Source organism: Bradyrhizobium genosp. SA-4 str. CB756 (assembly GCF_000473125.1).
Taxonomy (GTDB): Bacteria; Pseudomonadota; Alphaproteobacteria; order Rhizobiales; family Xanthobacteraceae; genus Bradyrhizobium; species Bradyrhizobium arachidis.
The window spans coordinates 2,830,634-2,853,445 of the sequence record NZ_KI421499.1; the positions used below are offsets into that span (position 1 = coordinate 2,830,634).

At 64.3% G+C, this 22,812-nt stretch carries 22 protein-coding genes; 18 read left to right on the forward strand and 4 right to left on the reverse strand.

Features of this window, described 5'->3' with window-relative positions:
* Positions 1-44: 44 nt before the first annotated feature.
* On the forward strand, positions 45-1,178 hold the full coding sequence (locus tag BRAGE_RS0113940; protein WP_027559372.1) for a zinc-binding dehydrogenase: 1,134 nt from the start codon (positions 45-47) through the stop codon (positions 1,176-1,178).
* 35 nt (positions 1,179-1,213) lie between these two features.
* Here the strand turns inward: BRAGE_RS0113940 and BRAGE_RS0113945 are convergent, their stop codons facing one another.
* On the reverse strand, positions 1,214-1,951 hold the full coding sequence (locus BRAGE_RS0113945; RefSeq protein ID WP_027559371.1) for an SDR family oxidoreductase: 738 nt from the start codon (positions 1,949-1,951) through the stop codon (positions 1,214-1,216).
* A gap of 123 nt (positions 1,952-2,074) precedes the next feature.
* On the opposite strand from BRAGE_RS0113945, the gene BRAGE_RS48555 reads away from it, so the two are divergent.
* The 16 genes from BRAGE_RS48555 to BRAGE_RS0114025 all read left to right on the forward strand — a co-directional run bounded on the left by BRAGE_RS48555 (position 2,075) and on the right by BRAGE_RS0114025 (position 18,944).
* On the forward strand, positions 2,075-3,019 hold the full coding sequence (locus BRAGE_RS48555; protein WP_035729687.1) for an AraC family transcriptional regulator: 945 nt from the start codon (positions 2,075-2,077) through the stop codon (positions 3,017-3,019).
* Positions 3,020-3,137: 118 nt separating this feature from the next.
* The gene (locus BRAGE_RS0113955) at positions 3,138-4,136 is read left to right on the forward strand and encodes an MBL fold metallo-hydrolase (protein WP_027559370.1); all 999 of its coding nucleotides are present in this window, start codon (positions 3,138-3,140) and stop codon (positions 4,134-4,136) included.
* A 183-nt stretch (positions 4,137-4,319) separates the two neighbouring features.
* Complete coding sequence (locus BRAGE_RS0113960) at positions 4,320-4,871, forward strand: NADPH-dependent FMN reductase (RefSeq protein WP_027559369.1); 552 nt, start codon at positions 4,320-4,322, stop codon at positions 4,869-4,871.
* Positions 4,872-5,061: 190 nt separating this feature from the next.
* On the forward strand, positions 5,062-5,379 hold the full coding sequence (locus BRAGE_RS0113965) for an FtsB family cell division protein (protein WP_027559368.1): 318 nt from the start codon (positions 5,062-5,064) through the stop codon (positions 5,377-5,379).
* A gap of 215 nt (positions 5,380-5,594) precedes the next feature.
* A complete protein-coding gene (locus tag BRAGE_RS0113970) occupies positions 5,595-6,554 on the forward strand; it encodes a helix-turn-helix domain-containing protein (RefSeq protein WP_027559367.1) in 960 nt (319 codons plus the stop codon).
* Between the two features lie 190 nt (positions 6,555-6,744).
* Entirely contained in the window at positions 6,745-8,262 is a 1,518-nt protein-coding gene (adh, locus tag BRAGE_RS0113975) for an aldehyde dehydrogenase (RefSeq protein WP_027559366.1), read from the forward strand.
* Positions 8,263-8,428: 166 nt separating this feature from the next.
* The gene (locus BRAGE_RS0113980) at positions 8,429-9,808 is read left to right on the forward strand and encodes a glycerophosphodiester phosphodiesterase family protein (protein WP_028146276.1); all 1,380 of its coding nucleotides are present in this window, start codon (positions 8,429-8,431) and stop codon (positions 9,806-9,808) included.
* A 257-nt stretch (positions 9,809-10,065) separates the two neighbouring features.
* Positions 10,066-11,088 (forward strand): pyruvate dehydrogenase (acetyl-transferring) E1 component subunit alpha, encoded by a 1,023-nt coding sequence (pdhA, locus tag BRAGE_RS0113985; protein WP_027559364.1) that lies wholly within the window; start codon positions 10,066-10,068, stop codon positions 11,086-11,088.
* Between the two features lie 29 nt (positions 11,089-11,117).
* On the forward strand, positions 11,118-12,500 hold the full coding sequence (locus BRAGE_RS0113990; protein ID WP_027559363.1) for a pyruvate dehydrogenase complex E1 component subunit beta: 1,383 nt from the start codon (positions 11,118-11,120) through the stop codon (positions 12,498-12,500).
* 3 nt (positions 12,501-12,503) lie between these two features.
* Positions 12,504-12,806, forward strand: coding sequence for a DUF5076 domain-containing protein (locus BRAGE_RS0113995; protein ID WP_027559362.1), 303 nt, complete (start codon positions 12,504-12,506; stop codon positions 12,804-12,806).
* Positions 12,807-12,808: 2 nt separating this feature from the next.
* Positions 12,809-13,261 carry a nucleoside deaminase gene (locus BRAGE_RS0114000; RefSeq protein ID WP_027559361.1) on the forward strand — a complete coding sequence of 151 codons (453 nt, stop codon included), beginning with the start codon at positions 12,809-12,811 and terminating at the stop codon, positions 13,259-13,261.
* 63 nt (positions 13,262-13,324) lie between these two features.
* Entirely contained in the window at positions 13,325-14,680 is a 1,356-nt protein-coding gene (locus BRAGE_RS0114005) for a pyruvate dehydrogenase complex dihydrolipoamide acetyltransferase (RefSeq protein ID WP_027559360.1), read from the forward strand.
* Positions 14,681-14,688: 8 nt separating this feature from the next.
* Complete coding sequence (locus BRAGE_RS0114010) at positions 14,689-14,922, forward strand: hypothetical protein (RefSeq protein ID WP_027559359.1); 234 nt, start codon at positions 14,689-14,691, stop codon at positions 14,920-14,922.
* A 17-nt stretch (positions 14,923-14,939) separates the two neighbouring features.
* Positions 14,940-16,361, forward strand: a complete 1,422-nt coding sequence (lpdA, locus tag BRAGE_RS0114015; RefSeq protein ID WP_027559358.1) for a dihydrolipoyl dehydrogenase — start codon at positions 14,940-14,942, stop codon at positions 16,359-16,361.
* Positions 16,362-16,547: 186 nt separating this feature from the next.
* Positions 16,548-17,789: a threonine synthase gene (locus tag BRAGE_RS0114020; RefSeq protein WP_027559357.1), complete on the forward strand. Its 1,242-nt coding sequence runs from the start codon at positions 16,548-16,550 to the stop codon at positions 17,787-17,789.
* A 183-nt stretch (positions 17,790-17,972) separates the two neighbouring features.
* Positions 17,973-18,944 carry a tripartite tricarboxylate transporter substrate binding protein BugD gene (locus tag BRAGE_RS0114025; RefSeq protein ID WP_027559356.1) on the forward strand — a complete coding sequence of 324 codons (972 nt, stop codon included), beginning with the start codon at positions 17,973-17,975 and terminating at the stop codon, positions 18,942-18,944.
* A 29-nt stretch (positions 18,945-18,973) separates the two neighbouring features.
* On the opposite strand, the gene BRAGE_RS0114030 is transcribed toward BRAGE_RS0114025, so the two are convergent.
* The 3 genes from BRAGE_RS0114030 to BRAGE_RS0114040 all read right to left on the reverse strand — a co-directional run bounded on the left by BRAGE_RS0114030 (position 18,974) and on the right by BRAGE_RS0114040 (position 22,108).
* Complete coding sequence (locus tag BRAGE_RS0114030) at positions 18,974-19,360, reverse strand: response regulator transcription factor (RefSeq protein ID WP_027559355.1); 387 nt, start codon at positions 19,358-19,360, stop codon at positions 18,974-18,976.
* 97 nt (positions 19,361-19,457) lie between these two features.
* Positions 19,458-20,129: a response regulator transcription factor gene (locus BRAGE_RS0114035; RefSeq protein WP_027559354.1), complete on the reverse strand. Its 672-nt coding sequence runs from the start codon at positions 20,127-20,129 to the stop codon at positions 19,458-19,460.
* The gene (locus BRAGE_RS0114040; RefSeq protein ID WP_035729692.1) at positions 20,126-22,108 is read right to left on the reverse strand and encodes a PAS domain S-box protein; all 1,983 of its coding nucleotides are present in this window, start codon (positions 22,106-22,108) and stop codon (positions 20,126-20,128) included. Before BRAGE_RS0114040 ends, BRAGE_RS0114035 begins: the two co-directional genes overlap by 4 nt.
* Before the next feature lie 466 nt (positions 22,109-22,574).
* Between BRAGE_RS0114040 and BRAGE_RS56410 the strand changes: the two genes are divergently transcribed.
* The gene (locus BRAGE_RS56410) at positions 22,575-22,784 is read left to right on the forward strand and encodes a hypothetical protein (protein WP_141263037.1); all 210 of its coding nucleotides are present in this window, start codon (positions 22,575-22,577) and stop codon (positions 22,782-22,784) included.
* Positions 22,785-22,812 lie beyond the last annotated feature (28 nt).

Genomic DNA, 22,812 nt, shown 5'->3' on the forward strand with positions numbered 1-22,812 from the left:
GCGTCACCGCGCGAAGCGCGAAACACGGACAGGGAGGATCGGACATGAGCGACGGCAAGACCGGACTGCAACTGCGTTCGCTGCTCAAGAAGAGCGGCGAACTGGAATTGTCCCTCGTGAATGTCCCGACTCCGGAGCCGGCGGACGACGAGGTCGTGGTCCGCGTCGAGGCGACGCCGATCAATCCGTCCGATCTCGGCCTGTTGATCGGCGCGGCCGACATGTCGGCCGCCAGGGCGTCCGGCACCAAGGAGATGCCGGTCATCACCGCGACGATGCCGGAGGGCGCGATGCGGATGATGGCGGCGAGGTTCGACCAGTCACTTCCGGTCGGCAATGAGGGCGCCGGCACGGTGATCGCGACCGGTGCGTCGGATGCTGCGAAAGCGCTGATGGGCAAGACGGTGTCGATGATCGGCGGCGCCATGTACACGCAATATCGCGTGCTCAAGGTCCGCGACGTCATGGAGCTGCCGGCGGGCACCACGGCCGCAGACGGCGCGTCCTGGTTCGTCAATCCGCTGACCGCGCTCGGCATGACCGAGACGATGCGGCGCGAGAACCACAAGGCGCTGGTGCACACGGCCGCGGCCTCGAACCTTGGCCAGATGCTCAACAAGATCTGCATCAAGGACGGCATCGGCCTCGTCAACATCGTCCGCAGCAAGGAGCAGGCCGACATCCTGCACAAGATCGGCGCCAAGCACGTCGTCGATTCCTCCGCGCCGAGCTTCATGGACGATCTCACCAATGCGCTGGTCGAGACCGGCGCCACGATCGCCTTCGACGCCATCGGCGGCGGCAAGCTCGCAAGCCAGATTCTCACGGCGATGGAGGTCGCGGCCAACAAGACCGCGAAGGAATACAGCCGCTACGGCTCCAACGTGTACAAGCATGTCTACATCTACGGCAGTCTCGACACGCGTCCGACCGAGCTGAACCGGTCGTTCGGCCTGAGCTGGGGCGTTGGCGGCTGGCTGTTGACGCCGTTCCTCCAGAACATCGGTCCGGCCGAGATCGGCCGCCTGCGCCAGCGCGTGGCGTCGGAGCTCAAGACCACCTTCGCCAGCCACTACACCAAGGTGGTGTCGCTGACCGAGGTGCTCGATCCCGCCAACATCGCGCTGTACGCCAAACGCGCCACCGGCGAAAAATTCCTCATCAACCCAAATAAATAATCGTGACGTGCAGCGGCGTCCGGGCCTGATCGAACTTACGCCTGAGCGGTGGGGCGGATAACGATCTCGCCGACGTCCACGCTATCCGGCTGCGCTATCGCGAAGGCCATCGCTTCCGCGATGGCGCTAGCCGGAATTGCGATCGCCTTCATGCTTGCCTGCCCTTGCTCCCGTAACGCCGAATCCGTCATGGAGGACGGCAGTTCGGTGTCGACGTAACCGGGGGAGATGTTCGTCACCCGAAGGGCCGGGCCGGCCTCCTGACGAAGCCCTTCGGAGATCGCCCTGACGGCATTCTTTGATCCCGCATAGACGGCCATCGTTGGAACGATCTTGATGCCGGAGGTCGACAATGTATTGACGAAATGGCCGAAGCCCTGGCGACGGAAGACGGGCAGGGCGGCAGCTATTCCGTAGAGCACGCCCTTCACGTTCACGTCTATCATGTCATCCCAGTCGTCGACCCTCAGATCATCCAGTCGGGAAATCGGCGCGATCCCGGCATTGTTGATCAGGACATCCAGCTTTCCGTACCGGTCTCTCGCCAGATCGACCAGCGCGGCGACATCGTCGCGTCGTCGAACGTCAGTGACGCGAGACAAAGCCTCTCCGCCCGTTGACGCAATGCTCGCGGCCAGCGTTTCCAGCCTCTCGGCGCGCCTCGCGCCGAGGATCACGACGGCGCCCCGTTCGGCGAGAAGTCTGGCGGCGGCTTCGCCAATACCGCTGCTCGCGCCCGTAATCGCGATGACCTTGCCTGCGATACCCGTCATGGATGTTCCTTCCAGCGTGTTGCGAGATGAACTTCGCATCGGGATCGCGGATGATCTATGCTCAAAGCGCTCGAAAATCGTCGAGATCGGATCAAGCGATCGGATTGAGTATCGGATTGAGCCTTGGACCCAGCGCACGACCCTCTGTCTCAAGTCTTCTCGCTCCTGGATGTTCGCGCCGCGCGCTGCACGCGGTTCGCGGCCGGCGGCAATTGGTCGTATCGGTTCCCGGCCAAGCCCGCCCTGAAGTTCGGTGCGGTCATCCGCGGTGATTGCTGGATCGACTTCGGCGACGAAGCCAGTCACCGGCTCGCCACCGGCGACTGTTTTCTGCTGGCGAATGCACCGGCCTATGTCCTGGCCAATGACGAAGACGTGGCGCCCGAAGACGGGATAGCTTCGTTCGATTGGGCGCAATCCGACGTCGCGCGTCGCGGGGGCAGCGACACCGTTCTTCTTGCGGGCAGTTTTGCGATCGAAGCGTCAGGCGCCGAATTGCTGCTCGATGCGCTGCCCCGCTTTCTGCTCATACCGTCGCGCAGTCCGTCGGCAACCGTCATTCAGTCCACGCTGCAGATTCTCGATCTCGAGATCAGGGGAACGGGAATCGGCGCGGACGTTCTCACCGACAGGCTCGCCGACGTCCTGCTCATCCAGGTGCTCCGTGCGGCGCTGGATCAGAGCGCCAGCGAAGGCTTCGGATGGATCGGCGCATTGGTCGATGCGAGGATCGGCAAGGCGATCAGGTTGATGCATGCGGACGTCGCCCACCCCTGGACCCTGGATGCGTTGGCCGGCGCAGCCGCCATGTCGCGATCCGCATTTTCGAGGCGGTTCAAGTCATTGGTGGGGCTGGCGCCGCTCGACTATTTGCTTCGATGGCGCATGCGACTTGCATGCGATCGGCTGCGTCGTGGAGCGACGAGTTCGGCAACCGCGACGCAGGTCGGGTACTCTTCGGAGAGCGCCTTCGGGCATGCCTTCAAACGCGTCTACGGCCATGCACCGAAGCGGTATTGGCGCAGACATGCCACTGGCGAAAAATTCCCCACCACTTCGAATAAATAATCGTGACGAGCGGCGGCACGTCACCGAAAGAAGGTCTTGCCTTCTGAGCGAAGCTGGAGATTATTCCGCCGCCATTGAAAGCGGAAAAACCGCAGGGCGCTCAGAAGGGGACCTCTCCATGACTGATCTCAATCGCCGTCATCTGCTCGCAGGCGCCGCCGCCATCGGCGCGGCTGCCGCCACCGGGCTTCGCCCGACCATCGCCGATGCCTCGGTGCCGCCAGCCGGGACACAGGCGCCGGGCTTCTATCGCTACAAGGTCGGCAGCATCGAGTGCACCTCGATCAATGACGGTGCGCGCACCTTCCCGATGCCCGACAAATTCGTCAGCAACCTGTCGAAGGAGGAGGCGCTCGCCGCAGGCGAGGCCGCCTACATGCCCAAGGGCATGGTCACGGTGCCGTTCAACCCGCAGCTCATCAACACCGGCCCCAAGCTGGTGCTGATCGACGCCGGCAACGGCGTCGCCAATCTCGAGCCGAGCAAGGGCGCGGTCGGCCGCACGCTGCAGAACCTCCAGGCCGCCGGCGTCGATCCCAAGAGCATCGATGTGGTGCTGCTCTCGCATCTGCATCCCGACCACACCAACGGCATTCGCCTCGCCGACGGCGCGCTCGCCTTCCCGAATGCGGAGATCATGGTGCCGGGCAAGGACTGGGAGTTCTGGACCAGCGCTGACAACGCCGCCAAGGCCGAGTCCAATCCGATGATGAAGAACTACTTCGCCAACGTGAAGAAGACCTTTGACGGCCTCGAGTCCAAGGTCACGAAATACGAGTGGGGCAAGGAAGTCGCGCCGGGCATCACCTCGATCGCGACGCCGGGCCACACGCCGGGTCACACCTCGTTCGCGGTCGCCTCCGGCGACAAGAAGGTCCTGATCCAGTCCGACGTCACCAACATTCCGGAATTCTTCCTGCGCAATCCGGATTGGCACGTAGCGTTCGACAACGATCCCGCGCTGGCGCAGGAGACCCGCCACAAATTCTACGACATGGCCGCGGCGGAGAAGGCCACTGTCGTCGGCTTCCACTTCACCTTCCCCTCGGTCGGCCATGTCGAGAAGGACGGCGCCAAATATCGCCTGATCCCGTCGGCGTGGAATCCGACGATCTGAGTGGATTTGCAGATTCGCACGAAAGATCGGGCCGCCACTTTGCGGCCCGATTGTTTTTGGTCACCATCTGCTTTCGCGAAACGCAGCGTTTCCAAATCGGACCGGTTCATGCACTTGCATCCATCGATCCGGATCGCTTAAGTGCCGCCCCGGCACTCCCGCTCAAGCCCTCAAGGACACTCCATGGCCTACAACATCGTCGTCATCGCCGGCAGCCTGCGCAAGGACAGCTTTTCGCTGAAGATCGCCAATGCGCTGGCAAAACTCGCGCCTGCCTCGCTCAAACTCGAGGTCGTCACCCTCGGGGGCATCTCGTTCTTCAACCAGGACCTCGAGGGCGCGCCGCCGGCCGACTGGCTGGCCTTCCGCGACAAGCTCCAGAAGTCCGACGGCGTCATCTTCGTCACCCCCGAATACAACCGCGCGATCCCGGGCGTCCTCAAGAACGCCATCGACGTCGCCTCGCGCCCCTATGGCAAGAGCTCGTTCAACGGCAAGCCGGTCGGCATCGTCTCGAACTCGCCGGGCCCGCTCGGCGGCGTCAGTGCGGCCAAGACGCTGCAGAACATCCTGCCGGGCATTGCCGGCCCGATCATGCAGCAGCCGGAGACCTATCTGAACGCGGTCGGCGATGCCTTCGATGCGGAGGGCAACCTGACCAAGGACTCGCTCAAGCCCGTGCTCCAGGCCTATATCGACGCCTTCGCCGCGCACGTCGCGAAGCACCACGGCTGAGGCTCTCCGCTTAAGCTTGCTCAACCTCTCCGTCATGCCCGGCCTTGTGCCGGGCATCCACGTTCTTCGTCGCCGCGGGCCAAGGCGTGGATGGCCGGGACAAGCCCGGCCATGACGATGGGGTCGGCAGACCGACGAACGGGCAGGGCGCACTAACACTCCCTTAACCAAGCTGCCCCATCTTCCCGAGATGGTCTCCCGCGCGCGCCTGAAATCGATCCTGACCGGCCTTGCCCTCTATGCGATGGCGGTCGCGATCGTCGGCTATTTCGGCGTCAACGCCTATACCGGCAAATACGGCCTCAACGCCCGCCAGGAGCTCGACCAGGAGATCATCGCGCTGACGAGCGAGCTGGCGCAGCTCAAGCGCGAGCGCGCCAGGAGCGAGCAGCGCGTGTCGCTGCTGCGCACCGACAAGATCGATCCCGACATGCTGGACGAGCGGGCGCGCTTCCAGCTCGACTACGTCAATCCGCATGATCTCGTTCGGATGATCCCGGCCAAGTAGCGCTTTCCGCTCCATTCGAAAGCCGCATCGAAAGCCGCTGCCGAAATCCGGCACGCGTCGATCAATTCTACCGAAAGTCGCAAGCATGGAACCGGACTGCCGCTTGACGGCAGTGCCGGCGCTGGCTCATGGCTTTCTATGCTGTCGGCCTGAGTTGACGCAGATCAACCGGGTCGTGCCGGCACAGCCTAGACTGCCACCCGGAGGAAACAGTGATGAATGGGCCAATGTCCCGGCATCACGCGGCCCGTGTCGAGGCCGCCATTGCGTCAGGCCAGGCCGCGCGTTCCGCGCTGGTGGCCTCATGGTGCCGTTCGTCCCGCTTGCATCATCTCGATCCCGCCGGCCGCAATCTGCCGGTGCGGCTCAGCGACGCCGAGTTGCGGCAGGCGCGCGAGCGCATCGCGCCGCTGCTTGCCGCCGCGCAAGGCGCCATGGACCGGCTCTACCAGGCTGTCGGCGCGGCCGGTTGTTGCGTGTTGCTCGCCGACGGCGAGGGCGTGCCGGTCGACCGCCGCGGCACGCCGGCCGACGATGCCACGTTTCAGTCCTGGGGCCTGTGGACCGGTGCACTCTGGAGCGAGGAGCATGAGGGCACCAACGGCATCGGCACCTGCGTCGTCGAGCAGCGGCCGCTGACGATCGACCGTGATCAGCACTTCTTCACCCGCAACACGCTGCTGAGCTGCACCGCCGTTCCGATCTACGATCACGAGGCAGCTTTCGCCGGCGTGCTCGACGTCTCCTCCTGCCGCGCCGACCGCACCGATGCGTTCTCCAGCCTGATCGCGCTCGCGGCCGGCGAGGCGGCAAGGCGCATCGAGGCCGACTTGTTTCGCCGGGCGTTTGCTCATGCCCGCATCGTGCTGACGCAAGGTCCGGACGGCCAGTCGATCGGCCTCGTCGCGGTCGATGCGGACGATCTCGTGATCGGCGCGACCCGCACCGCCCGCGCGGGACTGGGGATCGCGCCGGGCAGGGCGATGCGGCCGGTGCCCGCGGCCGATCTGCTCGGTGGCGATGCCGCGCATGATCACCTTGCCGGCGGCCAGCGCGCGGTGTTGCAGCGGGCGCTGCTCCGCGCCGGCGGCAATGTCTCGGCCGCCGCCAAAGCCCTCGGCGTCAGCCGCGCCACGCTGCACCGGAAGCTGAAGCGGTTCGATATCAGGCATTAGGCCATCGTCCTCGCAATGACGATGTGGAGGCCGCGAGCGTCCCATCTCCCCCGCGACTGTCGCAGAACTGCGACACTCCCGCCCGGCCATCGCTTCTATCAGGGCTGACAGAAACCACCTCCCGCGAGATCGTCGGCGCAAGTCGTGAATACACGGCGGATCGCGCAAACATCAACATCGGGAGTGAGCAATGAACAAGGTGGAATTCCTCGGCGTCACCCAAAGCCCCTTCGCCGAACGCTACGACAATTTCATCGGCGGCAAGTTCACAGCACCCATCGCCGGCAAATATTTCGACAATGCCTCGCCGGTGAACGGCCAGATCGTATGCAAGATTGCGCGCTCCGATGCGCAGGACGTCGAGGCCGCGCTCGATGCGGCCCATGCTGCCAAGGCCGCGTGGGGTCGCACCAGCGTCGCCGAGCGCGCCGCCATCCTGAACAAGATCGCCGACCGCATGGAGGAGAATCTCGAGCGCCTCGCGATCGCCGAGACCTGGGACAACGGCAAGCCAATCCGCGAGACCCGCGCTGCCGACCTGCCGCTGGCGATCGATCACTTCCGCTACTTCGCCGGCGTCGTCCGCGCGCAGGAAGGCTCGATCGGCGAGATCGACCACGACACCATCGCCTATCATTTCCATGAGCCGCTCGGCGTGGTCGGCCAGATCATTCCCTGGAACTTCCCATTGTTGATGGCGTGCTGGAAGCTCGCCCCCGCGCTCGCCGCCGGCAATTGCGTGGTGCTCAAGCCAGCCGAGCAGACGCCGGCCTCGATCATGGTCTGGGCCGAGATCATCGGCGATCTCCTGCCCCCAGGCGTCCTCAACATCGTCAACGGTTTTGGCCTCGAGGCCGGCAAGCCGCTGGCGTCGAGCCCGCGGATCGCCAAGATCGCCTTCACCGGCGAGACCACGACGGGCCGGCTGATCATGCAATATGCCAGCCAGAACCTCATCCCTGTCACGCTGGAGCTCGGCGGCAAGTCGCCGAATATCTTCTTCAGCGACGTCACTGCTGAAGACGACGACTTCTTCGACAAGGCGATCGAAGGCTTCGTCATGTTCGCGCTGAACCAGGGCGAGGTTTGCACCTGTCCGAGCCGGGCGCTGGTCCATGCCGACATCTACGACCGCTTCATGGAGCGGGCGCTCAAGCGCGTCGCCGCGATCAAGCAGGGCGACCCGCGCGCGGCCGACACCATGATCGGCGCACAGGCCTCCAGCGAGCAGCTCGCAAAGATCCTCTCCTATATCGATATCGGCAAGCAGGAGGGCGCCAAGGTGCTGGCCGGCGGCGGACGCGCCGAGCTCGCGGGCGATCTCGCCGGCGGCTTCTACGTCCAGCCGACGGTGTTCGAAGGCAACAACAAGATGCGCATCTTCCAGGAGGAGATCTTTGGCCCCGTGGTCTCGGTCACGACCTTCAAGACCGACGATGAGGCGCTCGCGATCGCCAACGACACGCTCTATGGCCTCGGGGCCGGCGTCTGGAGCCGCGATGCCAACCGCTGCTACCGCTTCGGAAGGGCGATCCAGGCCGGCCGGGTCTGGACCAATTGCTACCATGCCTATCCCGCGCATGCGGCCTTCGGCGGCTACAAGCAGTCGGGTGTCGGCCGCGAGACCCACAAGATGATGCTCGATCACTATCAGCAGACCAAGAACCTCCTGGTCAGCTATAGCCCGAAGAAGCTCGGCTTCTTCTGATCGGCAAGCCCTGATGGCAAGGCAGAGGCGGCGTCATGGCGGCGCCGCCTGTGCGCATCTATCATTGCGCACCCGCCGTCATCCGCCTGTCAGAGAATTGAGACAAGACGACAGGCTCGCCCTTGTGGCGTTTTGACGCGATGCTGCGCAAAGATGGAGGCTTGTCATGCAGGACAATCGTTCACGTCGGACGGTGCGTATTGGAGCGATGCTGGTCGGCGCGGCGCTCCTTCCCCTGTCGATGGCCTTCGCACAGACCGGCCCGGCTCCGGCTGGTGCCAAGCAGGTCCCGACCCTCGACGGCAAGCCCCCGCTGATCCTCGGCCATCGCGGCCTGCCGGGGTTGGTGGCCGAAGAGACCGAGGCATCGTACGAGCTTGCCGCGGCGCTCGGCACCGACGCGCTCGAAGAGGATTTGCACCTGACCAAGGACTGCGTCCTGGTGGTGCGCCATAACCCCTGGCTCAGCGACAACACCAATGTGGCCGAGGTCGCCAAGACCAACGCGACTGTTGCGGCCCGCAAGCGCACCGTGCCCGGCGTGCGCGTCAAGGCGCCGGCTTCCCCGACCGCGCCTGCTGATTATCTGACTGATCTTACGGATCCCGCCGATCCGAAATCGGTGCTGAAGTCGCTGATCGTGGACGGCGAGGACCACACCAATGACTGGTCGATCACCGACTTCACCATGGCCGAGCTGAAGGAATGGATCGCCGGCACGACCTACGATGCCGCCAACGAACGGCCAAAAGTCTTCAACGGCAAATTCCCGGTCATCAGCTTCCAGGACGTCATCGACATCGCCAAGGCCAAGGGCAAGGCGACCGGGCGTCCCATCCTGGTCTATCCCGAGACCAAGAACCCGACCTGGAACAATGCCCAGGCCATCGCAAACGGCTGCGGTGCGCCCGGCAGCCGTCCGCTCGAGGATGCCCTGATCAAGATCATCAAGGACAATGGCCTCAACACCAAGGATGCGCCCATCCTGGTCCAGAGCTTCGAGCCCGGCAGCCTGAAATATATGCGCAGCCATGGGCTTCAGACGCGGCAGGTTCAGCTCATCGACGGCAACGGCATCGACTTCAAGACCGGCAAGGTGCTGCTCAACAACATCACGAGCTCACGTCCGTTCGACTGGACGGTTGCGGGTGATGCGCGCCTCTACGATGCGATGCTGACCCCTGAGGGCCTTGCCGAGATCAAGGCCTATGCCGACGGCATCGGGCCGTGGAAGGCCTATATCGTGCCGCTCAAGATCGCGCCGTGGAAGGACAGCAACGCCGACGGCACGCCCTACAAGGGATCGACCCCGGAGGCATCGACGCAGGAGCCGACCAGCCTCGTTGCCGGTGCGCACAAGCTCGGCCTGTTCGTGCACGTCTTCACATTCCGGAACGAGAAGAAATATCTCGCCGCCGATTATCACGGCGATCCCGGTCTCGAATATCTCAAATTTTTCCGTCTCGGCGTGGATGGGGTCTTCACCGACTTCACGCACACCGGCGTTGCCGCCCGCACAGCCTATCTGCGCGAGCTCGGCTGGTAAGGCCGACGGTACGAATCGGACACGCGCCAAGGGTCTCTGCTCGTGGGATGCGCGTGTCCGATATGCTTGCCGCATCTGCTGGCACGGCCTGCATTGGCGCGGAGCTAATGTTGCCCAATCGGCGCCAAAGGTTTTGCAAAGTTTCGGCCACGTTGCAGTGCGGCATAATGAAAATCGTGCTATTCCGTTGCGGTGCTTTCCAACCGCGTTTGACTTGGGTTAGAGAGGGCTGAAGTTTTCTCTGACCCGGAATTCCCATGGCCGCACCCAAGAAAGCCGCCGCAGGCGCTGCGCAGGACAAGACCGACGGCGGTTCGCCCCCGGAATTCACCAGGGAACAGGAGCTCAAGGCGCTCCGCGACATGCTCCTGATCCGGCGGTTCGAGGAAAAGGCCGGCCAGCTCTACGGCATGGGTGCGATCGGCGGCTTCTGCCATCTCTATATCGGCCAGGAGGCCGTGGTGGTCGGCATGCAGATGGCCCTGAAAGAGGGCGATCAGGTCATCACCGGCTATCGCGACCACGGCCATATGCTCGCCACCGGCATGGACGCCAACGGTGTCATGGCCGAGCTCACGGGCCGCCGCGGCGGCTATTCCAAGGGCAAGGGCGGCTCCATGCACATGTTCAGCAAGGAGAAGCACTTCTACGGCGGTCACGGCATCGTCGGCGCCCAGGTCTCGCTCGGCACGGGCCTCGCCTTCGCCAATCACTATCGCGGCAACGACAGCGTCAGCGTCACCTATTTCGGCGACGGTGCGGCCAACCAGGGCCAGGTCTATGAGAGCTTCAACATGGCCGAGCTGTGGAAGCTGCCGGTGATCTACGTCATCGAGAACAACCGTTACGCCATGGGCACCTCGGTCTCGCGCGCCTCTGCCCAGCAAGACTTCTCCAAGCGCGGTGCGTCCTTCAACATTCCCGGCAAGCAGGTCGACGGCATGGACGTCCGCGCCGTGAAGGCTGCGGGCGACGAGGCGGCGGCCTGGTGCCGCGCCGGCAAGGGCCCCTTCATCCTGGAGATGCAGACCTACCGCTATCGCGGCCACTCGATGTCCGACCCTGCAAAATACCGCACGCGCGAGGAGGTCGAGAAGGTTCGCCACGACCAGGACCCGATCGAGCAGGTGCGCAACCGCTTGCTCGCGGCCAAGGTCAGCGAGGCCGATCTCAAGGCGATCGACGCCGAGGTGCGCGACATCGTCAATGCGTCCGCCGACTTTGCCCAGCATGATCCCGAGCCGGATGCCGCCGAGCTCTGGACCGACGTTTACCGCTGAACGCGCGCAAGCTTTCTTTTGGAGTCGATATGCCAATTCAAGTGCTGATGCCCGCGCTGTCGCCCACGATGGAGAAGGGCAACCTCGCCAAGTGGCTCAAGAAAGAGGGCGAGCAGATCAAGTCTGGCGACGTCATCGCCGAGATCGAGACCGACAAGGCGACGATGGAGGTCGAGGCGACCGATGAGGGGACGCTCGGCAAGATCCTGATCCCCGAGGGGACCGCCGACGTCGCGGTGAACACGCCGATCGCGACCATTCTCGCCGATGGTGAGAGCGCGGCTGATCTCGCGAAAGCCCCTGCACCGGCCGCGAAGGCTGCGGAGTCCGCGCCGCCCGCCGCCGCAAAGGCCGAGGCGCCAGCTCCCAAGGCTGCACCCGCGCCGCAGGCCGTCGCCGAGCCCGATCCGGAAGTGCCCGCCGGCACCGAGATGGTGACGCAGACCATCCGCGAAGCGCTGCGCGACGCCATGGCCGAAGAGATGCGCCGCGACGCCGACGTCTTCGTCATGGGCGAAGAGGTCGCCGAATATCAGGGCGCCTACAAGGTCACGCAAGGCCTGCTCCAGGAATTCGGCGCCAAGCGCGTCATCGACACCCCGATCACCGAGCACGGCTTTGCCGGCGTCGGCGTCGGTGCCGCCATGACGGGCCTGAAGCCGATCGTCGAGTTCATGACCTTCAACTTCGCCATGCAGGCGATCGACCAGATCATCAACTCCGCGGCCAAGACGCTCTACATGTCCGGCGGCCAGATGGGCTGCTCGATCGTGTTCCGCGGGCCCAACGGTGCGGCAGCCCGCGTCGCCGCGCAGCACAGCCAGGATTATTCGTCCTGGTACTCGAACATCCCGGGCCTCAAGGTCGTCGCGCCGTTCTCGGCCGCCGATTACAAGGGCCTGCTCAAGGCCGCGATCCGCGATCCCAATCCGGTGATCTTCCTCGAGAACGAGGTGCTCTACGGCCACACCGGTGAGGTGCCGAAGCTCGACGATTTCGTGATCCCGATCGGCAAGGCGCGCATCGTGCGCTCGGGCTCCCACGTCACCATCATCTCCTGGTCGAATGGCATGACCTATGCGCTCAAGGCCGCCGACGAGCTCGCCAAGGAGGGCATCGAGGCCGAGGTGATCGACCTGCGCACGCTGCGCCCGATGGATACCGAGACCATCGTCAACTCCGTCAAGAAGACGGGGCGCGCCGTCACCGTGGAAGAGGGCTGGGCCCAGAGCGGCGTCGGCGCCGAGATCGCCGCGCGCATCATGGAGAACGCCTTCGACTATCTCGACGCGCCGGTTACGCGCGTCTCCGGCAAGGACGTGCCGATGCCGTATGCCTCCAACCTGGAGAAGCTCGCGCTGCCCTCGGCGGCGGAAGTGGTCGAGGCCGCCAAAGCCGTCTGCTACAGGTAGACCATGGCGGGCCCCAAGGAGCAGCCACTGCCACCCGACGTCATGACCCGCGAGGATGCGGTCGAGATCCTGCGCGTGTTCGTGCTGGACGGCGGGCTGTCGATGGCGTTCCAGCGGGCCTTCGAGGAGCCCGACATGTGGGGGCTGCTGCTGGTCGATCTCGCCCGGCACGCCGCGCGCGCCTATGCGCGCGAGAGCGAATATACCGAGGAAGACGCGCTGAACCGGATCCTCGACATGTTCCAGGCCGAGATCGAGCGTCCCACCGACACCGGCACGACGACGCCGCGCGGGAAGGGGCACTGACCGTGGCGATCGAATCCCATCATTACGATTTCATGCTAGAGGCGATCCGCGAGGCGCAGGACTCGATTGCGCAGGGCGGCCTGCCGATCGGCGCCGTGCTGACGCGCGACAACAAGATCATCGCCCGCGGCCACAACAACCGCGTGCAGGAGAACAACGTCATCCTGCACGGCGAGATGAGCTGCCTGCGTGCGGCCGGCGCGATCTCGTTCCACGACACCGTCATGTACACCACGCTGTCGCCGTGCTCGATGTGCGCCGGCGCGCTCGCTTTGTTCAAGGTCAAGCTCGTGGTGATCGGGGAATCCGTCACCTTCGAGGGCTCCAAGGACATTCTCGACAAGTTCGGCATCCCCTGGATCGATCTTGCCGACGACCGCTCCATCACCATGATGAAGACGTGGCGTTCCAATCCCGCCAATGAGCGCCTGTGGCAGGGGGACATCGGCAACTAAACCTGGTCCTGTTCGTCCTCGCTCTCGGGGACGACGTTTTGAGAAGTTCTTCGTGAGGTCAGCATGCCCATCAACATCCTGATGCCCGCTCTCTCGCCGACGATGGAGAAGGGCAACCTCGCCAAGTGGCTGAAGAAGGAAGGCGACAAGGTCAAATCCGGCGACGTCATCGCCGAGATCGAGACCGACAAGGCGACCATGGAGGTCGAGGCCATCGACGAGGGCACGATCGCCAAGATCCTGGTGCCCGAAGGGACGCAGGACGTGCCCGTCAATGACGTGATCGCGGTGCTCGCCGGCGAGGGCGAGGATGTGAAGGCGGCCGGCGCCGCCAAGCCGAGCGCCTCAGCCGCGCCGCCGAAAGCCGCTGAGGCTCCCGCGGCTGCTGCGGCTCCCGCGCCAGCGCCCGCCGCGCCCAAGGCTGCGCCGCCGCCTGCTGCCGCACCTGCGCCGCAAGCTGCTGCGCCCGCCGCGCAAGCCAACGGCCATGGCGGCCGCGTGTTCTCCTCGCCGCTGGCGCGCCGTCTCGCCAAGGAGGCCGGCATCGATGTCGGCATGGTCACCGGCACCGGCCCGCACGGCCGCGTGGTGGCGCGCGACGTCGAGCAGGCCAAGTCCGGCAAGGGCCTCAAGGCACCTGCCGCGGCGCCGTCAGGCGCGCCCTCGATCGCGCCGACCATGTCGGACAAGCAGATCCTGTCGCTGTTCGAGCCGGGCTCCTACGACATCGTCCCGCACGACGGCATGCGCCGCACGATTGCGCAGCGTCTGACCGCATCGATCCAGAACGTTCCGCACTTCTATCTCACCATCGACTGCGACATCGGCAAGCTGCTCGCCGCGCGCGAGGAGATCAACGCCGCTGCGCCAAAGGACAAGGAGAAGAAGCCGCTCTACAAGATCTCGGTCAACGACTTCGTCATCAAGGCGATGGCGGTGGCGCTGCAGAAGATCCCGAACTGCAATGTGAGCTGGACCGAAAGCGGCATGGTCAAGCATCACCATTCCGACGTCGGCGTCGCGGTCGCGATGCCCGGCGGCCTGATCACGCCGATCATCCGCAAGGCCGAGACCAAGACGCTCTCGACCATCTCCAACGAGATGAAGGATTTCGCCGCGCGCGCCCGCTCGCGCAAGCTGAAGCCCGAGGAGTATCAGGGCGGCACCACGGCGGTCTCCAACCTCGGCATGTACGGCATCAGCCACTTCACCGCCGTGATCAACCCGCCGCATGCCACGATCCTCGCGGTCGGCACCAGCGAGGAGCGTCCCGTCGTGCGCGGCGGCAAGATCGAGATCGCGCACATGATGAGCGTGACCTTGTCCTGCGATCACCGCGCCATCGACGGCGCGCTCGGCGCCGAGCTGATCGGCGCGTTCAAGCAGCTGATTGAAAATCCCGTCATGATGATGGTCTGAGATGGCGCATGACGACGCGCTGGCCCTGGATCTCGATGCTGGTTTCGCTGATCCTCACGCTCAGCCCGTTCGGCCGCGAGATCATTGAGGCCGCCTTCTTTGCCGGTGAAGCGCTGTCGCGCAACATCTGGGGGCCGATCGCGCTCACCATCTTCGCCATCATGGCGGCAGTCATTCTCTTGGAATGGCTGATCAGAACCTTCGTCTTCAAACGCCGCGCCCGCGGCGCAACGACCGCTTGAGTTGAATGGGAGCCGCCATGGCCGACACGTCTTTCGACATCATCATCATCGGCTCCGGTCCCGGCGGCTACGTCACCGCGATCCGCGCCGCGCAGCTCGGCTTCAAGACCGCGATCGTCGAAAAATCCTATCTCGGCGGCATCTGCCTGAACTGGGGCTGCATCCCGACGAAAGCGCTGCTGCGTTCGGCCGAGATCTATCACTACATGCAGCATGCCAAGGATTACGGCCTGTCGGCGGACAACGTCTCGTTCGACCCGAAGGCGGTGGTGCAGCGTTCGCGCGGCGTCTCGAAGCGGCTGAACGACGGCGTCGGCTTCCTGATGAAGAAGAACAAGGTCAGCGTGATCTGGGGCGCCGCCTCGATCGACGCGCCCGGCAAGGTCACCGTGAAGAAGTCCGATGTCGAGGGCCCCAAGGGCTCGCTGGGCGAGGGGACTTATCAGGCCAAGCACATCATCGTCGCGACCGGTGCGCGGCCGCGCGTGCTGCCAGGGCTCGAGCCCGACAAGAAGCTGGTCTGGACCTACTTTGAAGCAATGGTGCCGGAGAAGATGCCGAAATCGCTGCTGGTGGTCGGCTCCGGCGCGATCGGCATCGAGTTCGCCTCGTTCTTCCACACCATGGGCTCCGACGTTACCGTCGTCGAGGTGCTGCCGCAGATCCTCCCCGTCGAGGACGCCGAGATCGCGGGCCTTGCGCGCAAGCGGCTGGAGAAGCAGGGCATCAAGATCATGTCCTCGACCAAGGTCACGAAGCTGGAGAAGAAGGCCGACAGCGTCGTTGCCACCATCGATGACGGGAAGGGCAAGCCTGTCACGACCGAGTTCGAGCGCGTCATCTCGGCGGTGGGCGTTGTCGGCAATATCGAGAATCTCGGCCTCGAAAAGCTCGGCGTGAAGACCGATCGCGGCTGCATCGTGATCGACGGCTACGGCAAGACCAACGTGCCCGGCATCTACGCCATCGGCGACGTTGCGGGCCCCCCGATGCTTGCGCACAAGGCCGAGCATGAGGGTGTGATCTGCGTCGAGGCGATCAAGGGCCTGCATCCGCATCCCATGGACAAGAACATGATCCCGGGCTGCACCTACTGCCACCCGCAAGTTGCCTCGGTCGGTCTCACGGAGGCCAAGGCCAAAGAGAGCGGCCGCGAGATCCGCGTCGGCCGTTTCCCCTTCGTCGGCAACGGCAAGGCGATCGCGCTCGGCGAGGACCAGGGCCTCGTCAAGGTGATCTTCGACAAGAAGACCGGCCAGCTGCTCGGCGCCCACATGGTTGGCGCCGAAGTGACCGAGCTGATCCAGGGCTACGTCGTCGCCATGAACCTGGAGACCACGGAAGAAGAGCTGATGCACACGGTGTTCCCGCATCCGACGCTGTCGGAGATGATGAAGGAAGCCGTGCTGGATGCGTACGGACGGGTGCTGAATATTTGACGGGCGAGCGCGCCGCAATTGGACCCGTCATCCTGAGGTGCTCGCGCAACGAGCCTCGAAGGATGCACGGCCGAGATGCAGCAGTCGGGCCCGCCGCCCTTCGAGGCCTCCGCTTCGCTCCGGCACCTCAGGGTGACGGGATCGAATAGAGAATGAAACAACACAACAACAAAAGGGAATGAACCCATGCACGACAACGACAACCTCACCATCGAACGGCCGACCTTCGTCACCCATCTCGAATGCGCGATGGAGGGCGATCATTACGCCGCCGACCAGGTCCATAACCTCTCCAAGGCCGGCAAGCCGCTGCTGGTGCGCTACGACCTCGCCGGCGTGAAGAAGGCGCTGACCAAGGATACCCTCGCGCAGCGTCCGGCCGACATGTGGCGCTATCGCGAGCTGCTGCCGGTGCGCAAATGCAAGGACATCGTCTCGCTCGGTGAAGTCACGACGCCGCTGATCCGGCTGCCGAAGCTCGGCAAGAAGCTCGGCGGCGGCGAGATCATCGTGAAGGACGAGGGGCGCCTGCCGACCGGCTCGTTCAAGGCCCGCGGCCTCGTCATGGCGGTGTCGATGGGCAAGGCGCTCGGCATCAAGCACATGGCGATGCCAACCAACGGCAATGCCGGCGCGGCGCTCGCTGCCTATGCGACGAGCTGCGGCATCAAGACCACGATCTTCTGCCCGGCCGATACGCCGGAGGTGAACGTCAGCGAGATCGAGCTGCAGGGCGCGACCGTCTACCGCGTCAACGGCTATATCGACGATTGCGGCAAGATCGTCGGCGAGGGCAAGGCCAAGGTCGGCTGGTTCGACACTTCGACGCTGAAGGAGCCGTACCGTATCGAAGGCAAGAAGACGATGGGCCTCGAGCTCGCCGAGCAGCTCGGCTGGGACGTGCCCGATGTGATCTTCTATCCGACCGGCGGCGGCACCGGCCTGATCGGCATGTGGAAGGCGTTCGACGAGCTCGAGAAGATCGGCTTCATCGGAAGCAAGCGTCCGCGCATGGTCGCGGTGCAGGCCTCGGGCTGCGCGCCGATGGTGCGCGCTTACGAGGCCGGTACCGAGCATGCGACGCGCTGGGAGGACGCCCACACCATCGCGTCAGGCATCCGCGTGCCGCAGGCGATCGGCGATTTTCTCATTCTGCGTGCGGTGCGCGAGAGCAAGGGCTTTGCCATCGCGGTCGACGACGACAAGATCTCTGCGGCGCTCAACGAGGTCGCGCGCGAGGAGGGGCTGTTGCTCTGCCCCGAAGGTGCTGTCACCTACGCCGCCTACAAGGACAGCCTTGCCGACGGCCGCGTCTCGAAGGGTGACCGGGTGATGCTGTTCAACTGCGCGAGCGGCCTGAAATACCCGCTGCCGCCGGTCACCCGAACGCTCGATCGCCACAAGCCGATCGACTACTCGCAGTTCTAGAAATCTCTCCCTCTCCCCGTTCTTACGGGGAGAGGGCTGGGGTGAGGGGCCTCTCTCCGCGAATGAGATATTCGTGAGACCTGTACCCCCTCACCCGAATTCGCGCTGCGCACGAATTCGACCTCTCCCCGCAAGCGGGGCGAGGTGAAGAAAAACAACAACGACATCGCTGGGGAGAACACAATGAAGAAGGCCATCTGGGCCGGGCTGATCGGTATTCTCGCTCTCACTGGCGCCGCGCGCGCCGACGACTATCCCTCGCATCCCATCACCATCATCGTGCCCTTTGCGGCCGGCGGTCCGTCGGATGCGATGGCGCGCGTGCTCGCCGAGCGCATGCGCGTGACGCTCGGCCAGCCGCTGGTGATCGAGAACGTCACAGGTGCGGGCGGTTCGATCGGCGTCGGGCGCGCCGTGCAATCGCCGCCTGATGGTTACACCATCTCCTTCGGTCATCTCGGCACTCACGTCGCCAACGGGGCCGTCTACAAGCTCAAATACGATCTCGTCGCCGATCTCGAGCCCGTGGTGCTCCTGCCCAGCAATCCGATGATCGTGGTCAGCAAGAACGCGGTGCCAGCGACCTCGCTGAAGGAGCTGCTGGGGTGGCTGAAGTCGCGACCGTCACCGCCGACCGCAGGCACGGCCGGTGCGGGCTCCGGCAGCCACATCGCCGGCGTCTATTTCGAGAGCGTGTCCGGCATCAAGCTGCAATACGTGCCGTATCGCGGCACCGCGCCCGCGCTGAACGATCTCATCGCCGGCCAGATCGACGTCATCGTCGACCAGACCTCGAACTCCATCAACCAGGTCCGCGCGGGCACCATCCGCGCCTACGCCATCACCGACGACAAGCGTTTGGCCTCGGCGCCCGATATTCCGACTGCGGAGGAGGCGGGGCTGAAAGGCTTCAACATGACGCTGTGGTCGGGCATGTGGGTGCCGAAGGGGACGCCCAAGGAGATCGTCACCAAGCTCAATGCGGCTGCCGTCGAAGCGCTGAACGATCCCGCGGTGAAGAAGCAGCTCGAAAGCCAGGGCCTGGAGATGACGCCAAAGGATCAGCTCACCCCCGAAGCCTTGGGCAATCGCCAGAAGGCCGAGATCGCCAAATGGTGGCCGATCATCAAGGCGGCGAACATCAAGGTGGATTGAGGCGGACCGTCGCGTTTGCTGGCCGACAATCACCCCCTGGTTTCGCCGCCTGCCGCCAACGCCCGGTCCAGGCATTGCATCATGTCCGTGGGGGCAAACGGCTTACCGAGAAAACAGACCGCCCCGGCTTTGAGCGCGCGCACGCGCACGCTCTCATCCGGAAAAGCCGTGATGAAGATGAACGGCGTCGCCGAACCCTGAGCACGCATCTGCGTCAGCAGATCGATGCCGGTCATGAACGGCATCTGCACGTCGGCGATCACGCACGAGGCGTCAGTCGAATCTGTCGACCTCAGAAACTCATCGGCGGAGGCGAATGTATGGACGGTGTATCCGCGGGATTCCAGGAGATTGTTGATCGCGGCCCGCACATAAGGGTCATCGTCAAGCACCGAAATGACCGGAGGCACCGACAAGACGTCCACTCCTAGCCCGAGGTTACGCGCTTGCCGTCGCCACGGCTACACATGAGCGCGCAGGGTGGACCTGCCAGTCACCATTGGAAACTCATACTTAGGTTTGTATGTCGGGCTTGCTGGGTCGAATTCCGAGTGCCTCGCTCATTCTCACCAGATCGGCCAGCGACTTCGCGCCCATTTTCCGCATGATCTGGCCGCGATAGATCTTGACGGTGATTTCCGCCAATCCGAGCTGGGCGGCCACTTGCTTGTTCATCAGGCCGGACGTCACCAGCGACAATACGTCTCGCTCCCGCGAGGACAGTGACTCGAAGCGTGACTTGACGGTCGAGACCGTCTTGTTGAGGTCGCGGCGCTTGCGATCTCGCTCGATCGCGGCCTGGACTGCGTCGAGGATGTCCTGGTCGCGAACCGGCTTGGTCAGGAAGTCGATGGCGCCACTCTTCATGGCCCGAACTGTCATGGGAATGTCACCATGACCGGTGATGAAGATGATGGGCGTTTGGATGTTTGCCTTGGCGAGATCGGACTGCAGGTCCAGGCCGCTGGCTCCGGGCAGGCGGATGTCGAGCACCAGGCAACTGGGGACTTCCGGCGGCCTGGCCTGAAGCAGTTGCGCTGCCGAGCCGAAGGCTTCGACCTTGAGGCCGACCGACTCGAAAAGATTGGTGAGCGCACGACGCATGGACGCGTCGTCGTCGACGATGAAGACGACCGGCTGGTCGCCGTCCTCCTGCGACGGCGAAGGCTCCGCGCGCTCGGTCACGACGTTTCCTCTCGATGGCGGGGCAGGGTGATCTGAAAAGTCGCGCCGCGGTCCTGGTTCGATGCGCCGGAAAGTCGTCCGCCATGGGCCTCGATGATGGACCGGCAGATCGACAGCCCCATGCCCATGCCGGAGGACTTCGTCGTGAAGAATGGCGTGAACAGGCGGTCCATCGCCTGTTCACAGATGCCGACGCCGCAGTCGGCGACGCTCACCAGCACCGCCTCGTCGTCACACGCCGCTGAGCGGATGTCCAGCTCGCGCGGACGATCATCAACGCATTCCATCGCTTCGATGCCGTTCATGATCAGGTTGATGAGGACCTGTTGCAATTGGATCCGATCGCCAAAGATCTTGGGCAGCGCGGACGACAGCTCCATCCGTACCGACACGGCGTGGCTGGCCATCTCGCGCTGAACGAGCGCGACCGCCTCGCGCACGACCGCGTTTGCGTCGAGCGGAGCCATCTCGATGTCGGACCGCTTGGCGAGCGCCCGCACGTGGCGGATCACATCGCTGGCGCGCGTGCCGTCCTCGATGATCCACTCCACGGAGCGGCGGGCCGCGTTGAAATCGGGCGGACTGCGCTTCAGCCAGGTGAGGCAGGCGTCGGCGTTTGCGATCACTGCGGCGAGCGGCTGATTGATTTCATGGGAAATGGAAGCGGTCAGCTCACCCAGCGTCGTGACGCGCGTCACATGGGCAAGCTCGGCCTGGGCCTTGCGCAGCGCCTCTTCGGCCTGATCGGCGCGGATCGCCGCGGTCACGTCGGTACAGACGCCACGGTAGCCCAGAAAGCTCCCGTCGGCGTCGAAGAACGGCTTGCCGCTGGTCCGGACGTAGATCGGCTGCCCGCTGCGGTCCTTGCTGCGATACACGAGGTCGCGGAATGGAACGTGGGCGTCGAGCGCGGCCCGATGTTCTCGCCATTTTTCGGGTTCGAGATCCGCGTCCGGAGCGATGTCCCAGCGGGTGAGCCCGATCAGGCCTGCTGGCGCGGTGATGGTATCGGAGTGCTCCGAGATCAAGGTGACGCGATGGTCTGGCCCTGTCTCCCAGAACCAATCGGACGCGGTTTCGGCATAGTCGCGAAAGCGCTGCTCGCTCTCACGAAGCCTGCGCTCGGCCTCCTTGGTTGCCGTGATGTCGCTCACCGATCCCACGAACTCCACCTGGCCGCCGGAATCGCGCGTGGCCCGGGCCACCGCGCGGACGTACTTGATGGAACCATCGGCCATCACGAGCCGGTATTCGTGATCGTAGTCTTTTCCCTCGCGCGCAGCCCGGCCCGTCATGCGTTGCACTGCAAGCCGGTCCTCCGGATGGATCCGCTCGAGCATGACCGGGATCCGTGGCTTGCTCCCCTCATCGCATTCGAAGATGCGATAGGTCTCCTTGGACCAGCTGATCTCGCCGGTTGCAGCCCTCCAGCCGAAACTGCCAGTGTGGCTCAATTCCTGCGCCTGGGCGAGATAGGCCTCGCTCTGTCGCAGCGCATTCTCCGCTTCCTTGCGCTCGGTGATGTTCTCGCAGGCCACCAGCACGATTGGCCCGCCATCGGCCCGCTGCATGGTCTTGGCGTTCTCGCGCACCCAGAGCACCGACCGGTCCTTGCGCACCTTCCGGATTTCCCAGGTGTGGGACTGGTCGACCGTCTCGAGGCACAGCGCGACACATGCGCGGACGAAGTCGCGATCCTCCTCGAAGAAGACATCCAGCACTGATCGGCCGATCAACTCCGCGGCCGTATAGCCCAGTTGCGCGGCGCCGAACGTATTCACGTTGATCACGGTTCCGGCCGGATCGACCATGAAATACATGACCGGATTGTGCTCGAACACTTGCTGCCACTGCTTGACCGCTTCGAGCAAGCCGCCATCGGGATCGGTGTGCGGCTTGGCGGTTACAGTCTGCTTGACGCAGCCGGCGAGGAATTGCGCGGCTGACTTCCCGAACGACACGGCCCGGCGAGGCTTCATCGCAGACGCTCCCGGCAATCTATCTGCGTGATAACAAGTAGAGCACGTTGCCGCGAGAGGAGCAATTCCGGCCAAAGTCGGATTGGGGTCATGGCGTTCGCCCTTGAATCGACCGCTCGCCGCACTGGCCATCGCAGCGCGTTACGTGCGCCATGCCGACTGAGATTTCACCGTGCCCGTGCAGCCGGAGCATCATGCGCCGTCTCGTTGAACATGAATGAGCGCGGGCGCCCCCGGGCGAATACGGACAAACCTAGGTATAGCTCCTCCAATCCAAGTCATGTCGGGCATTTACCTCCGTACAATTGAGCGCTTCGTGCCCGGCGGACTATCCTCACGACCAATCGGGAGTGTCGACCAGCCGATCGCAGCGAGCGTACGAGAACGTCTCTCCGTCGGGCAGCGATCACGGACGAGGCCGCCGCACTTCTCGACGGGCAACCGCAAGCAACAGAGGGAGACAGCAATGTGCGATGCATCCGTACTTCCTGAGCGTGGCCTATCCCAGTCCGAACGTTGCTCTTCAGTCAATGGCTGCGCGGTGTGCGGCGGCAAGTTTGGTCTGATCCGCCACTACTCGTGGCGCACCGCGCTCTGCTCGAAGACATGTGTGGATCGCTTCCGCACCCGCCGCGAGCGCGACCGCCGGTGGCTGTTTCGGGCTCAGTTCGCGTGAGGCTGAATTGGAGAGCTGACATCGTTCT